The 13951-nt window shown below is 58.2% G+C and carries 13 protein-coding genes; 10 read left to right on the top strand and 3 right to left on the bottom strand.

The genetic code is table 11. The annotated features are described in order from the left end of the window. Positions 1-70 precede the first annotated feature (70 nt). Positions 71-808, top strand: coding sequence for an RNA methyltransferase (locus tag ACWHVV_RS09085; protein WP_447929040.1), 738 nt, complete (start codon positions 71-73; stop codon positions 806-808). A gap of 60 nt (positions 809-868) precedes the next feature. On the opposite strand, the gene ACWHVV_RS09080 is transcribed toward ACWHVV_RS09085, so the two are convergent. Then, complete coding sequence (locus ACWHVV_RS09080) at positions 869-2215, bottom strand: Na+/H+ antiporter family protein (protein WP_447929039.1); 1347 nt, start codon at positions 2213-2215, stop codon at positions 869-871. 220 nt (positions 2216-2435) lie between these two features. On the opposite strand from ACWHVV_RS09080, the gene ACWHVV_RS09075 reads away from it, so the two are divergent. The 5 genes from ACWHVV_RS09075 (at position 2436) to mntR (ending at position 6482) form a co-directional block, all read left to right on the top strand. Next, positions 2436-3830 (top strand): GntP family permease, encoded by a 1395-nt coding sequence (locus ACWHVV_RS09075; protein ID WP_447929038.1) that lies wholly within the window; start codon positions 2436-2438, stop codon positions 3828-3830. Between the two features lie 90 nt (positions 3831-3920). Then, a complete protein-coding gene (locus tag ACWHVV_RS09070) occupies positions 3921-4682 on the top strand; it encodes a DUF1538 family protein (protein ID WP_447929037.1) in 762 nt (253 codons plus the stop codon). Further along, positions 4679-5443: a DUF1538 family protein gene (locus ACWHVV_RS09065; protein WP_447929036.1), complete on the top strand. Its 765-nt coding sequence runs from the start codon at positions 4679-4681 to the stop codon at positions 5441-5443. Before ACWHVV_RS09070 ends, ACWHVV_RS09065 begins: the two co-directional genes overlap by 4 nt. Positions 5444-5478: 35 nt before the next feature. Continuing rightward, complete coding sequence (locus ACWHVV_RS09060; RefSeq protein WP_447929035.1) at positions 5479-5826, top strand: P-II family nitrogen regulator; 348 nt, start codon at positions 5479-5481, stop codon at positions 5824-5826. Positions 5827-6005: 179 nt separating this feature from the next. After that, a complete protein-coding gene (mntR, locus tag ACWHVV_RS09055) occupies positions 6006-6482 on the top strand; it encodes a manganese-binding transcriptional regulator MntR (protein ID WP_447528751.1) in 477 nt (158 codons plus the stop codon). Position 6483: 1 nt separating this feature from the next. Here the strand turns inward: mntR and ACWHVV_RS09050 are convergent, their stop codons facing one another. Next, positions 6484-7191, bottom strand: coding sequence for an RES family NAD+ phosphorylase (locus tag ACWHVV_RS09050; RefSeq protein WP_447929034.1), 708 nt, complete (start codon positions 7189-7191; stop codon positions 6484-6486). Further along, positions 7185-7583 (bottom strand): antitoxin Xre-like helix-turn-helix domain-containing protein, encoded by a 399-nt coding sequence (locus ACWHVV_RS09045; RefSeq protein WP_447929033.1) that lies wholly within the window; start codon positions 7581-7583, stop codon positions 7185-7187. The genes ACWHVV_RS09050 and ACWHVV_RS09045 overlap by 7 nt, the downstream gene beginning before the upstream one ends. Before the next feature lie 964 nt (positions 7584-8547). Between ACWHVV_RS09045 and ACWHVV_RS09040 the strand changes: the two genes are divergently transcribed. The 4 genes from ACWHVV_RS09040 (at position 8548) to ACWHVV_RS09025 (ending at position 13942) form a co-directional block, all read left to right on the top strand. Then, positions 8548-9894 (top strand): UDP-glucose dehydrogenase family protein, encoded by a 1347-nt coding sequence (locus ACWHVV_RS09040; RefSeq protein ID WP_447929032.1) that lies wholly within the window; start codon positions 8548-8550, stop codon positions 9892-9894. A gap of 8 nt (positions 9895-9902) precedes the next feature. After that, positions 9903-11483, top strand: a complete 1581-nt coding sequence (locus tag ACWHVV_RS09035; protein ID WP_447929031.1) for a glycosyltransferase — start codon at positions 9903-9905, stop codon at positions 11481-11483. A 127-nt stretch (positions 11484-11610) separates the two neighbouring features. Continuing rightward, positions 11611-13068 carry an HlyD family efflux transporter periplasmic adaptor subunit gene (locus ACWHVV_RS09030; protein ID WP_447929030.1) on the top strand — a complete coding sequence of 486 codons (1458 nt, stop codon included), beginning with the start codon at positions 11611-11613 and terminating at the stop codon, positions 13066-13068. Continuing rightward, positions 13046-13942, top strand: a complete 897-nt coding sequence (locus ACWHVV_RS09025; protein ID WP_447929029.1) for a polysaccharide lyase — start codon at positions 13046-13048, stop codon at positions 13940-13942. Before ACWHVV_RS09030 ends, ACWHVV_RS09025 begins: the two co-directional genes overlap by 23 nt. Positions 13943-13951 lie beyond the last annotated feature (9 nt).

The raw sequence follows: 13951 nt of genomic DNA, 5'->3' as shown, positions 1-13951 counted from the left end.
GACGGCTTTTTGAGGCCAAAGCGTGCTACCATGCGCGCTTTATTCAGGCTTTACTTGGGTCGTTCTTACCGTGCTTTCTCGTATTCGTATCGTGCTCGTTCAAACCTTTCATCCTGGTAATATCGGTGCCGCGGCGCGGGCCATGAAGACCATGGGTCTTGTGGACCTGGTGCTGGTCAATCCGCGGGAGTTTCCAAGCGAAGAAGCAACCCGTTTGGCCGCCGGCGCCACGGACGTGCTGGAAAACGCCCGGGTCGTGAATGGCCTCAACGAAGCCGTCAGCGACTGCGTACAGGTGATCGGCGCCAGCGCCCGGCTGAGAAGCCTGCCACTGCCCCACTTCGACGAACCCGATGAGATGGCCCAGAGCGCGGTGCAAAATGCCCAGCAGGCGCCGGTGGCGCTGGTATTCGGGCGCGAGCGCTCGGGGCTGACCAACGACGAAATTCGCGAATGCACCCATCAGGTGAGTATTCCGGCCAACCCGGAGTACGGTATCCTGAATATCTCCCAGGCCGTGCAGATACTCGCCTATGAGGTTCACCGGGCCTGGCGCAAACGAGCCGGAAGCGACTTTTCCTATCAGCGCCCGCTCGAGGCCACGCCCCCTACCCGCGAGCAGCTCAATTACTTCCAGGACCATCTAGGCCGCTTGATGCGCCAAAGCGGTTTTTTGACCCAGCCCCACGCCCGCACCGAAGAACAGCTGCAAACGCTCTTCACTCGCGCCGAGCCGAGTCGCAAGGAGCTTTCGCTACTACGCGGCTTGTTAAGCGCGTTCGAATCCCTCCTTCCGGATAACGAATAACCCACTAAAGCGTCATAAAAAAAGGCAGCCGAGGCTGCCTTTTTACGTAACAAGCGATACCTAGAACCACATCGCACCGAGCCAGCCAAAGGCGATCAGCGGCAGGTTGTAGTGGATGAAGGTGGGTACCACGCTGTCCCAGATGTGGTCGTGCTGGCCGTCGACGTTGAGCCCGGAGGTTGGGCCAAGGGTCGAATCCGACGCGGGGGAGCCCGCATCGCCCAGGGCGGCGGCGGTGCCGACCAGTACCACCGTGGCCATGGGCGAAAAGCCAAACTGCACGGCCAGGGGCACGAAGATCGCGGCAATGATTGGGATGGTCGAAAACGACGAGCCAATCCCCAGGGTGATGAAAAGCCCCACCAGCAGCATGGTCAGCGCCGCCAGGCCCCGGTTATCGCCGAAAAGCTCGAAGGCGCCACTGACCAGCGCCTCGATATCGCCGGTCGCTTTCATTACCTCGGCAAAGCCCGCTGCGGAAATCATGATAAAACCAATCAGTGCCATCATGCGCATGCCGCTGGTGAACAGGTCGTCCGCTTCGCGCCACTTGAAGATACCGCCCATCGAGAGAAGACCGATGCCCACCAGGCCGCCCAGAATCATCGAGCCGGTATAAAGCTGCAAGCCCAGTGCAGCGACGATGGCAACCCCGGACATGATAAGCCCCTTCGCATGGGGCGTGGCCGGTGTAGCGCTGACCTGCGCGCTATTGGCCGCCACCTCTTTATCGGCGTAGCGGCGCTGGCCCCGGTAGCTGAAAAACAGGGCCACCAAAAGGCCCACCGCCATGCCGCCCACGGGAATGGCCATCGCCATGGGGACCATGGCCCGCGTGATCTCCAACCCCAGTGCTTCGCCGGCGCTGTTCAAATTGGCGAGCAAAATATCGTTGAGAAAAATCGCCCCGAACCCCACCGGTAACAACATATAGGGGGCGGTCAGGCCAAAGGTGAGCGCGCAGGCGATTGCACGGCGGTCGAGCTGAAGGCGGTTCATCAGCGCCAGCAGCGGCGGGATCAAAATGGGGATGAAGGCGATATGAACGGGAATGGCATTTTGCGAGAAGATCGCCACCATCAGGATAGCGCCTAGTAAAATAAACTTGACCCGGGTTTGGTGCGCAGCGGTGGACTCCTTGCCCAAAAGCCGAATCAAGCGCTCGGCGAGCATATCGGGCAGCCCGGAGCGGGAAATCGCCACGGCGAACGCGCCCAGTGTAGCGTAGGCCAACGCCACCTGGGCACCACCGCCCACGCCGTCGTTGAATGCGCCTAGGGTATCCTCCAGGGAGAGCCCACCTACCAAACCACCCACAATGGCGCCCGCCACCAAGGCGAATACCACCGAGACACGTAAAAGCGACAGCGCCACCATGACGAGCACTGCAATAATCACTGCATTCATCGAGTTACCTAAAGCCTTGAAGGGTTTTGTGGACGTTGGCACTAGCGCTAAAGGTGACGAATATTAGCAGATGCCCACGGCTTTTAGCAGGCTAAATTCATCGCCCGGCCCCGGCATTACTCGCTACAACTTTAGTCACTAAGGCATTGCTGCTTTGCAACATCGGGCCTACTCTTTTTCGCTTGTCCACTCTATTAACAACAAAGAACAAGGCACTCCCATGAGTATGCTGGCAATTATCGTTTCCCTCGTACTGTTGATGCTGCTGGCCTATCGGGGCATCTCGGTCCTGCTGCTGGCGCCGCTCATGGCATCACTTGCCGTGCTGCTTTCCGGCGATGGCGCTTTTTTGCTGCCAGTGTACACCGACACCTTCATGCAGGCGCTGGGCGGTTACGTCACCCAGTTCTTCCCGCTTTTTTTACTCGGCGCGCTGTTTGGCCAGCTAATGGCGGATTCCGGCGCGGCCCACTCGATTTCGAACGGTATCGTCAAGCGTTTGGGTACCCAACACGTGGTACTGACCGTGGTCATGGCCTGCGCGGTACTCACCTACGGCGGCGTATCGCTGTTCGTGGTCGCGTTTGCGATCTACCCGATCAGCCGCGAGCTTTTCCGCGAGGCCAACGTGCCCAAGCGGCTCATCCCCGCTTCCATCGCACTTGGCTCGTTCACCTTTACCATGACCGCCCTGCCCGGCACACCGGCCATCCAGAACGCCATTCCCATTCCTTACTTCGCCACCAACAGCTTCGCAGCCCCGGGCCTTGGGGTGATCGGCGGGCTCATCATGCTGGGATTGGGGATCGCCTATATTCAGTCGCGCGTGCACAAGGCCAAAGCAGCTGGCGAAGGCTACGGCGTACATACCGATAAAGAGACCGAAGAGAGCACTGATGAAGCCACTCTCGCTACCATGGCACTGCCGCTTGCGCTGATCCCGCTGGTGATGGTGATCGGGCTGAACGCTTTATTTACCTACGGTGTCTTTCCCGCCCTGGATTTGAGTTTTATCGACGCCGCCTTCGAGAACGTCACCGCGGATAACCAGGCGGGCCTCTGGGCCATCCTGATTGCGCTCTTGAGCGCCTCTGCCTGGCTAATGGTGACCCGCTGGCGCCACTGGGCCAATCTTAAAACGACCGTCAACAAGGGGGTATTTGGCTCGCTGTTGCCTATTTTCAACACGGCGTCCGAAGTGGGCTACGGCGCGGTGATCGCAAGCCTTGCTGGCTTTGCCATCATTCGCGACGCGGTGTTGAACGTGTCCCCCAACAACCCGCTGATTTCCGAGGCGCTTGCCATGAGCGTGCTGGCGGGTATCACCGGCTCCTCCTCCGGCGGGCTCTCGATTGCGCTGGAAACCCTGGGCGACGAGTATTTGGCCATGGCGCAGCAGGCGGGTATCGACCCGGAACTGATGCACCGGGTGGCAACAATTGCCGCGGGCGGCATGGATACTCTGCCCCACTCCGGCGCGGTCATTACGCTTTTGGCCATCTGCGGGCTCACCCACCGCCAGTCCTACGCCAATGTAGCCATGGTCACTATCGTGCTACCCATCGCGGCACTGGTCAGCGTCATCACCCTGGGCACGTTATTGGGGAGTTTTTAGAACGCTTGATTCGAAAAGCTTGCTTCATATCAAACCCGCAACCCGCGCCCACGGTAATATGGCCCGACGCGCCCTACCCAATGTGACTTCATGCTTTTCGTTCTATCACTTTTGCACCAGCTCAAAAGCAGCCTGCGCGATCTTGCCCCGATCGTGCTGGTGATGGGCTTTTTTCAGCTCGTGGTCATTCGCCAGCCGCTGCCGGATACCATTGCCCTGGCGGACCTCGCGGTGGGCGTTTTCTGCGTACTGATTGGCCTGACGCTTTTTATCAAGGGGCTGTCGTTGGGGCTTTTCCCGCTTGGCGAAAGCCTGGCCCACGCCTTCGTGAAAAAGGGCTCGATCATCTGGCTGATCGTTTTTGCCTTTGCCCTTGGGTTTGGCTCTACCGTGGCCGAGCCGGCGCTTATCGCCGTGGCCGCCCGGGCGGCGCTGGTACTTTCCGAAAGCGCCATGATCGAGCCCGGCGCCCAGGCAAGCTTTGCGTTGACGCTTCGCCTGGTGGTGGCGGTGTCGGTCGGCGTGGCGGTGATTCTTGGCGTGGTACGCATCATCAAGGGCTGGCGCTTGCCGCCGCTGATCATTACCGGCTACGTGCTGGTACTGCTGCTTACACTGATCGCCCCGGAGGCGCTGATCGGGATTGCCTACGACTCCGGTGGGGTGACCACCTCGACCATTACCGTGCCGCTGGTCACCGCGCTGGGCGTAGGGCTTGCTTCCAGCATCAAGGGGCGTAACCCCATGCTTGATGGCTTTGGACTGATCGCGCTGGCCTCCATCATGCCCATCATCTTCGTGCTGGTATTCGGCATCCTAAGTCTGGGAATCTCGGCGGGAGGCGTGCTATGACGATACTGCAAAGCCTCTGGAGTACGTCGATCGATATTGCGCCGATCATTTTGATCATTTTTGGCTTCCAGTTTGGCGTAATCCGCAAACCCATCAAACGCCCGGCCCAGGTCGCCGTAGGCTTTATCATGGTATGGCTGGGGCTTGCGCTATTTCTGGTAGGTTTGGAAAGCGCGCTGTTTCCGCTGGGCGAGCTCATGGCCATCCAGCTGACCGACCCGGACTTTCTACCCGCGCTTTCGCCAGGGGCTACGCGCCACTGGTCGGACTATTACTGGATCTACCTGTTCGCCTTCGCTATCGGCGCAAGCACCACCATTGCCGAACCCGCGCTCATGGCCGTGGCCCTCAAGGCAGGCGAGATTTCCGGCGGCACGCTCAACCCCTTGATGCTGCGCATCGCAGTCGCCCTGGGGATGGCCATGGGCATTACGCTCGGGGTTTGGCGTATCGTCATGGGCTTGCCGCTTCACTGGTTCATTCTGGGTGCTTATTGTCTGGTGATCGTGCAAACACTGCGCTCGCCGCGCGCCATCATACCGCTGGCCTTCGACTCCGGCGGGGTGACGACCTCGACCATTACCGTGCCGATCATCACGGCACTTGGCCTGGGAATCGCCGGCGCCATTCCCGGACGCAGCCCGCTGGCGGACGGCTTTGGCATGATCGCCCTGGCATGTCTGTTTCCCATCATGACCGTTATGGGCTACGCCCAGATCAGCCAGTGGCTTTATCGACGCAAAAGCGCCAGAAGCCATTAGGCAACCGTTAATAGCAGCGCGCAAAGGAGACCACCATGCGCTTCAAACTGATCGTCGCGTTAGTAGAAGACGAGCTGAGCGATAGAGTATTGAACGCCGCCCGCGAGGCCGGTGCGACGGGAGCAACCGTGATCAACAATGCCCGCGGCGAAGGCCATCATCCGGTGCATGGCTTTTTGGGCATGGAGATCACCGCTCAACGCGATGTGCTGCTTTTTCTCAGCGAGGCGAGCGCCAGCCGGGCAATACTCGAAGCAATTGCCCGGGTGGGCGAATTCGATGAAACGCCGGGCACCGGCATCGCCTTTCAACTGGATGTAGAAGATGCGTTGGGCGTACAGAGCCAGATCAACTCGCTGGCCGCAGGTGAAGCCAAGCGCTAACCGCGGCGGCCGCCCTGCCGCGAACGGCGTTAGAGGCGTTAGGGGTATGCTAGTATGCGCCTGTGCAGGCGTTGGCCGGTAAAAGCCACGGGTAAACAATTTAGCCTTGGCTAACAATCGCCGGTGCGATACGCTAGCTTTATGACGCTGTTTCCATCTACTGCCAGTAAGTTTTGCCAATGAGTGATGACCAAACGCCGCAACGTCCTCTACGGGGCGGCCATAGCAACGATGCGCTTCCGCCGGTCGAGCAACACGCTCGCCAGTACGAAACAGTGCGCAACGCTCATGAAACCGAGCTGATCGAAGACTACGTAGAGCTCATTGGCGACTTGCTCGATCATCGCGGTGAAGCGCGGGCAGCGGATATCGCCAATCGCATGGCGGTAAGCCAGGCGACCGTTTCAAAAATGATCCGCCGTCTCAACGAGCTGGGCCTTGTCACCAGCCAGCCCTACCGCTCGCTCTTTTTGACCGAAGAAGGCAAGAAAATGGCGCAGACCTCTCGGGGCCGCCACGATGTCGTGCTGCACTTTTTGCGCGCGCTGGGCGTGACCGACAGCACCGCGCGCATCGATGCCGAAGGTATGGAGCACCACGTCAGCGACGAAACCCTCGCCATTATGCAGCGCTTTACTGAACAGCACCGCCGCTAGCCTACTTCTCTTTTCCCGCCAGCGCCGAAAGCCGGTTGACCTGTGTCAGTCGGCCATTCCAGACCATCTCGATATGCGTGGTTTGCACGACACCTTTCACATAGCGTGGGGTCATTAGCGCCCAGCAGGTCGCCCCGGGATTTCGCACCGACCGATAGCGAAGCCCTGGTTCCCGGGCCTGACGAAGTTCTCTGCCCAGTACGCGGGAAGCGCGGTAACTGTCCGGGTCATAAACCGGATGATCCTGCTCAAGGGCGAGCCCATCGCGGCAATTTTTCTCATCGAACGTGCAGCGCAGTCCTCGAAACACGAAGCGTTCATAATGAAGCGCGGGCACTTTCTCCCAATAGGCTTGCTGGTGGTGGCTGACCTCGGCGATCGCCGTGGCTAACGTATCCGCGATATAAAGCACGCCAAAATGCCCGTCGCTAAAGCGCGAACCATCCGGATTGACGTGGGTAAATGCCCCGGCGGCGTAGGAACACCCGCGAATCCCGAAGGGAATCTCCTCGGTGGGTAGCAGCGCCAAATCCCCCAGCTCGTTGCGAATGCGGGGATTGGTCAGCGCCTGAAGCTTGAAAAGCGCTTCGAACTCATCCGCATCGGCCACGTCGTCGAAAAGTGCGATCGGCGGGAATTTGCTATTGATCAACCGGTAGCCTTCGACCCGATTGGGCACGCGCTGCGCCAGCGCCTCGACCGCTACCACTGGGCGCCTCGCAGGCTATCGATGCGCTTGAACGTTTCGTAAAGCGCGGCGAAGTCGCCACTTGCGATCACCTCAAGCGGCGTACGGCCATTAAAGTAAGGGTTATGATTGGCCATGGAGACAAACCCGTAGATGTTCTCCGGGTTTTCAAACAGGGTACGCAGCGCCGCGTGAATATTGAGCAGATAGCTGATGCGGGTGAGCTGGTCGCTGTCGAGCTTGATTTCGGCAAGCTCCCCACGCCGCGCCCGGGCGTAGGTCGAATGCGAAACACGTAGAATCGCCTCGCCTTGCTCACCGCTTGCCTGCCATTTATCCAGAATACGGACCGCGGCCTTCAAACCGGCCGCCGCGGCGGCTTTGTCGTTCGCTAACTCAGGTGCTGTTTGCATGACCATCCCCAACTATTATTTACAAATACTAATCCTTTAATAAAGTATCTGCAAATATGTTGAGACGTCGTTTAGGGTCGCTCGCGCAGACTTACCTGGCGCGCCTGGCCAACCCGGCCGATTCCCGGCAGCTTGAAAATAGCGCCAGCAGCATCACAAGGCTAAAATTCATGCAAAGCCGCCTCACGACAATCCCCACTCAAATGCGTCAATGACACCTTAACGAAATAGCGGCGCGCAGGTCACGAACGAGAACAGGGAGATAGAGGAAAGAAAAAGCGACGTTAGAAACTATCGCTTTAACTTAAATCGAAAAGTCATGCAAATAACTCAAGTTAAAAAATTATTTATATTAATACCTCCCCTCAAAATGGCACCTCAACCTCAGTCATCAACAACATAAATTAAAGTATATTTATTATTTAATGATAAAGGATCGATCTACAGACTTTATTTTCTTAATAACATGGATTAAATAAAAATATTTTCTTTGGCAAAGAATTGGGCAATACGATGGCCTCATTTTGAATATCACGAAAGCCAGAGAGCGCCCGATATATTCGACACTCATCAATCGGGCCTAAATACCGCATAAGGTCCGGCAGACCGGGCTTTACACCCGACAAACCCCGCCCTACCTATCGTTTAATAAACGCGATTCCTCGCTAAAAACATGCCCCGTATCGATCGACTCAAAGCCATCAAAGCAACTCTTATAGTCGATAGTAGACCTGTCCAACTTTCCATTTGGATTCGTGACACGCCTTGAAAATACTAAAAATCAATACCACCATAGTGGCCAACTTTTAATCGAAACTATTAATATAAGAATGCATTAATTTATTTGAATTGAAATATTCCAGCATTAAGGCCATGAGCTTTTTTAGCTAATGAAGCTAATGCTCATCGAAACTTTTTGACATAAAAATATAAGACGACACTTCACCAAGGAGTAACAGGGAACATGAAAATTAGTATTTTCGGTTGTGGCTATGTGGGTCTCGTAACGGGCGCCTGCCTGGCCGATGTCGGTCATGACGTTATGTGCGTCGATGTCGACGAGAAGACAGTGGCCAGTCTTAAAGCGGGTAATTTAACGATTTTCGAACCGGGGCTGGAGCGCCTGGTGCAAGATAATCAAGCCGCTGGCCGGTTGAAATTTACCACCGATGCGCCAGAAGCGGTCAAATTCGGCTCGCTTCAGTTCATCGCGGTGGGCACCCCTTCCGACGAAGATGGCAGTGCCGATCTTCAGTACGTCCTCAAGGTGGCCCAGACGATCGGCCAGCATATGGATGACTACACGATCATCGTCGACAAATCGACCGTGCCCGTAGGGACCGCCACCCAGGTGGAGCAAGCGGTGGCTACCGAGCTCGAAAAGCGGGGCCTCGCGCTGGATTTCGACGTTTGCTCGAACCCGGAGTTTCTCAAGGAAGGAGCCGCGATCGAAGACTTCTCCCGCGGTTCTCGCATTATCGTCGGCACCGAATCCGAGCGCGTCAAGGACGCCATGCGGGAGTGTTACGGCCCTTACAACCGTCAGCGCGACAAGCTGATGTTCATGGGTGTACGCAGCGCCGAATTGACCAAATACGCGGCCAATGCCTTGCTTGCGACCAAGATAAGCTTCATCAACGAAGTCGCCAACCTGGCCGAGCACCTGGGTGCTGAGATCGAAGAGGTTCGCAACGGGATCGGGTCCGACCCGCGCATTGGTTACAGCTTCATCTACCCCGGCTGTGGCTATGGGGGTTCCTGCTTCCCCAAGGATGTCAGAGCGCTTGCCAATACCGCCGACGACATCGGCCAGCCCGCGCATGTGATCAAGGCGGTGGAACAGGTCAATACGCGCCAGAAGAGCACGCTGTTCGACAAACTCTCTCAGGCCCTGGATGGTCAACTGGCGGGCAAAACCATCGCCTTGTGGGGGCTTGCCTTCAAGCCCAACACCGATGACATGCGAGAGGCGCCCAGCAGAACCTTGATAGAAGCCCTGTGGAACGCTGGTGCGCGCGTGCAGGCGTTCGACCCGGAAGCCAGCGACGAGTGCCGTCGTCTCTACGGGGAGCGCGATGACCTCATCCTTGCCGAGCAACGCGACGATACCCTGGAAGGCGCCCATGCACTGGTCATCTGCACCGAGTGGAAAGCCTTTCGCACCGTCGACTTCTCGCGACTGAACAACACGTTACTCGAACCCGTCGTCGTCGATGGGCGCAATCTCTTCAATCCCGACACTGTCAAAGCGGCAGGGCTTGCCTACTATGCCATCGGCCGAGGTGACTCCGTACGCGCCGTCCCGGCTTGAGGCCTTCAATGTTCGCTAATCGCCAAAAGCACTCCTCGGCCAGCCGTATAGCGGAACTCACCACCTTCCTGTTCGGTTTGGCACTGCTGATCTTTGCCATTAGCCAATTGCCGGCGGATGTCCTCTCGCCCGAGTCGGAGAGTTTCTTTTTCATCATTGGAGCGATCGCTATCTGGCGCTACTCCTGGTGGACGGTACAGGCCGTTCGCTCGCTGTTGTACAACCGGGTAGTCTTTCCGAACTTGCGTGCCGACGCCGATGAGGCCGGCAACCAGGAAAAACCGCCTGAGCTCTTCGTGCTTTGCACCTCTTATCGTATCGACGAGCGCGTCAACTTCCAGGTCTACGATGCCTTGATACGCGAAGCCCATCAGTACGGGGTTCCAACGACGATCTTCGCGTCCGTTTCGGACCGTACCGACGTGGATATCATCACGCACGTGCTGGAAGAAAACGACTGGCCACAGAATGTCAGCGTGCGCTACATGTTTCAAAAGGGTGACGGCAAGCGTTCGGCCATGGCCGAGGTGCTGCGGGCGATCTCCCGGTGCCTGCCAGCGCCGGGCTCGCTTTTGATCTCGATGGACGGCGATATCCTCATCGAGCCCGATACCCTGTCACGTACGCTTTCCTTCTTCCTTGCCCAGGACGAGTTGGGAGCACTGACGACCAACAACCGTGCCCGGGTAACCGGGGGTGACGCCACCCGGGAATGGTACGACCTGCGCTATGCCCAGCGCCACCTGATGATGAGTTCGATGTCGCTGTCCCGGCGGCTACTCGTTCTCACCGGTCGTTACAGCGTTTTTCGCACTGACCTTGCCACCAAGCCGGACTTCATCGAGCTGATCGAGAGCGACCACGTCGATCACTGGCGCTTCGGTAGTTTCAAGTTCCTGTCCGGCGACGATAAGTCCTCCTGGTATTGGCTGCTGAAAAACGGCTGGTCGATGCTCTATGTACCCGATGTCTTCGTCACGGGATTCGAGGAGCTGCCCAACCGGCATCGCTTCTTTGCATCATCCACCGATCTGATGCGGCGCTGGTTTGGCAACATGCTGCGCATCAGCCATCGCGCCATCGCCCTGGGCCCTCGCCCCATGGGAATGTTCACCTGGTGGAGCCTGGTCGACCAGCGTATCTCCATGTGGACGACCCTGGTGGGCCCCACGGTGGTCCTGCTGGTCACGCTTTTCATACGCCCCTCGTTTTTCTTCACCTACGTGCTTTGGATCATGTTCACCCGTGGCATTGCCGTGTCGATTCTGGCGTGGCAACGCGGGCGATTCAGCTGGCTGTGGATTCCGCTGATTTATTACAACCAGGTGTGGGGCGCGATCCTCAAGACTTATGTCAGCTTTCGCTTCAATCGTCAGCAGTGGTCGCGCCAGGGCATCTCGGCGGGCGAACCGGACGACCCGGTCGCGGTGCGCCGACAGCGACGCATCGGCCATGCGCTGCACGGGCTCTTCTATGGCACGCTTTTCCTCATCCTGGTGATCTCGACCGGCGACACTCTGCTTCCGGATCGGACTTCGATGCATATCGCCATCGAACAGCTATGGGGGGCAGGCAATGACGCCCGGTAATCCGATCCAACAGGCGCCTACTGACTATTTCTTATAAAGGCGGCCTGAAAGTTGTCGACGACTCATCCCTGACGCAAGGAACCACCTACGGATGAAAGATGATCCTTTACATCAAGAAAACGAACGTATGACCCAGGATAACCCACTCCAGCATGAGAAGCGTGACGAAAGAGGCTATATCCGGGTTCCGACCCTGTTTCGCGTGACCCTCGCCGATAGCGATACCGAGCTTGACGGCAACGATGTCTCGCTCGGCGGCTTTTCTGCCCAAAGCAGCCGTGCGTTTGAAGCTGGTGAGCGCGTTGACGTGTCACTGATCATGGCGGCGGGCACCTTTGATGTCATCGTGCCGGCCACGGCCGAATGCATCGACACCACTCCCCGAGAGAACGGCAAGGGATTCGATGTCAGATTCAAGTTCAACGAGATGGACCCGCAGCACCAGGAGTCGCTACGTCAAATCATTCGTAGCTGGTTGAGCGGCCGTGCGCCCAATATCGAAGGCCAAATGGTCAGCGACGATCCGCAGACGCCTCGCAAGCGTCAAGCCGCCAGGACAGCGCCTGCCAAACGCCCGCCCAAGCCTATCGGACGCTACGTTCTGCTATTCCTTGCGATCGGCTTGTTGGTATTGGTAGCGGCTGCAACCGCTTATCGTAACTTCGTGCTGATCGAGCCAAGCTTCGCCGCCGTGACGGCACCGCGTATCGATATCCGCGCCCCCAGCCCCGGCGTGCTGGGCGAGCACGACTTCAACGCGGGTGACCAGGTCGAGCGCGACCAGCTATTGACCCACGTGATCGACCGCGACCTCGAATCGGAACTGATTCTCGCAGAAGCCGCCATCAGCTATAACGAACAACTGATCGAGAACCTGCGAGGCTATCTCGAAGAGGATACCCAAGAGATCAGCCTGGCGGATTCGGCAAGGCCCGCCAGCGGTGACACGACCAGCTTCGATACGGTATCGCCGGCGATCGCCGAGGCGCGTATCGAACAGTTCGAGCAGGTGCGCGATTACGAGAGCTCGCGCATCGCCGCCCTCCAGGGTGTTCAGGCCAGAAACGAGATATACAGCCCCTGCAACTGCCTCGTTGCCTGGGCGCTGAGTAGTGCCGCCGGCGTCTACATCGACGAGAGCGAGCCGATCATGACCCTGGTGCGTACCGATGAAGGCGACGTGATGGTCGAGGCGCTGGTGCACATGGATGACATTAGCCGCATCCAGCCCAATCAGCAGGCCTACGTCACACTGCCCAATGCCACTCAACCGATTCGCGCTCAGGTGCGCAACGTCGCCCTTGATATCGAATCTCAGCCCCGGGCCGGTTTCCCCAGCTGGGTACGCCAGCAGCAAAACATGGCCAGTGTATTGCTATTTCCCGAGGAGCCCTTGCCGCCAGAAAGCGTGGGCCAACCGATCGACGTTCGCTTTAGCGAAACACAGCTTCTTAGTGACGCCTCGGAAACGATATGGCAAGGCGTGAACTGGATTGCACAGACAAGCCACGACCTCTACGACACGGTCCGGGATGAAATCAACCACTACTGGGACGATACCGATGCCATCAGCACTGAAGGGTAAATACTCCAAGCCATTTATCGGGTTACGGCCCACGCCTCTACTAGTGGGCGTGCTGGCGCTGCTGCCGTTTTCGGCAAACCAGGCCGCCCAGGCCGAGAATGCCGTCGTTAGCACGCCCCAGGAGGCGCCCTGCTCTCAGCGCTACCACCTGGCCGAAGCTCCGCACCTGGCGCCCACCGAGGACGCTTACAGCGCCATTCGCCAGGCGTTCGATACCACGCGGCACTGGGGTACCGAAGAGAACGTTGCGTACCTGGCCTCCGAGGACAATGGCCTCAATGAAGCAGGTCTGCGTGTCCGCTATCCCGCGGGCAGCTCGTCGCCCGGGGAGAAGCCTCTTGGGGGCGCCGGCTTCTACAGCGACCCCGCTTCGTTTCAAAACGCCGAGCGCGCTTGCCTGAGCTACAAGGTACGTTTCCCGGCCGACTTCGATTTCGTAAAAGGCGGCAAACTGCCGGGGCTTTATGGCGGTGACGCCCCCTCCGGCGGCGATAGCGTCGATGGCGAGCACGGCTTCTCCATGCGTTTGATGTGGCGCGAAGAGGGCCAGGGCGAGCTCTACCCTTACGTCGTCGGTTTCGAGGGAAAATCGGTAGGTCGCGGCTCCTGGCGCTACCCGGCCGGGTCCTGGGCGACCATCGAACAGGAAATCCTGCTTAACGACCCGGATCGGGAGAACGGTGTCGCGCGGATCTGGATAGACGGTCAGCCCGTGCTTGAACAAAGCAACATCGTCTTTCGTACCACCCCGGCTCTCACCATCGATGGTTTGATGTTTTCCACTTTCTTTGGTGGTACGGGAGAAGGCTGGCGCACGCCCCGCGACCAGTACGTGGATTTTGCCGAGTTCCGCTTCTATACCCCAGGATCTTGAGCGCGAGCC

This window comes from Vreelandella sp. EE27 (assembly GCF_968206495.1).
This window is presented reverse-complemented; position numbering and strand designations above follow the sequence as displayed.

Excerpts from the sequence above, each read along its gene's own strand:
- ACWHVV_RS09040 (WP_447929032.1), top strand. The coding sequence starts at position 8,548 with ATGAAAATTAGTATTTTCGGTTGTGGCTATGTGGGTCTCGTAACGGGC.
- ACWHVV_RS09025 (WP_447929029.1), top strand. The coding sequence starts at position 13,046 with ATGCCATCAGCACTGAAGGGTAAATACTCCAAGCCATTTATCGGGTTA.
- ACWHVV_RS09045 (WP_447929033.1), bottom strand. The coding sequence starts at position 7,583 with ATGCAAACAGCACCTGAGTTAGCGAACGACAAAGCCGCCGCGGCGGCC.
- ACWHVV_RS09060 (WP_447929035.1), top strand. The coding sequence starts at position 5,479 with ATGCGCTTCAAACTGATCGTCGCGTTAGTAGAAGACGAGCTGAGCGAT.
- ACWHVV_RS09075 (WP_447929038.1), top strand. The coding sequence starts at position 2,436 with ATGAGTATGCTGGCAATTATCGTTTCCCTCGTACTGTTGATGCTGCTG.
- mntR (WP_447528751.1), top strand. The coding sequence starts at position 6,006 with ATGAGTGATGACCAAACGCCGCAACGTCCTCTACGGGGCGGCCATAGC.
- ACWHVV_RS09070 (WP_447929037.1), top strand. The coding sequence starts at position 3,921 with ATGCTTTTCGTTCTATCACTTTTGCACCAGCTCAAAAGCAGCCTGCGC.
- ACWHVV_RS09080 (WP_447929039.1), bottom strand. The coding sequence starts at position 2,215 with ATGAATGCAGTGATTATTGCAGTGCTCGTCATGGTGGCGCTGTCGCTT.
- ACWHVV_RS09030 (WP_447929030.1), top strand. The coding sequence starts at position 11,611 with ATGACCCAGGATAACCCACTCCAGCATGAGAAGCGTGACGAAAGAGGC.
- ACWHVV_RS09035 (WP_447929031.1), top strand. The coding sequence starts at position 9,903 with ATGTTCGCTAATCGCCAAAAGCACTCCTCGGCCAGCCGTATAGCGGAA.
- ACWHVV_RS09065 (WP_447929036.1), top strand. The coding sequence starts at position 4,679 with ATGACGATACTGCAAAGCCTCTGGAGTACGTCGATCGATATTGCGCCG.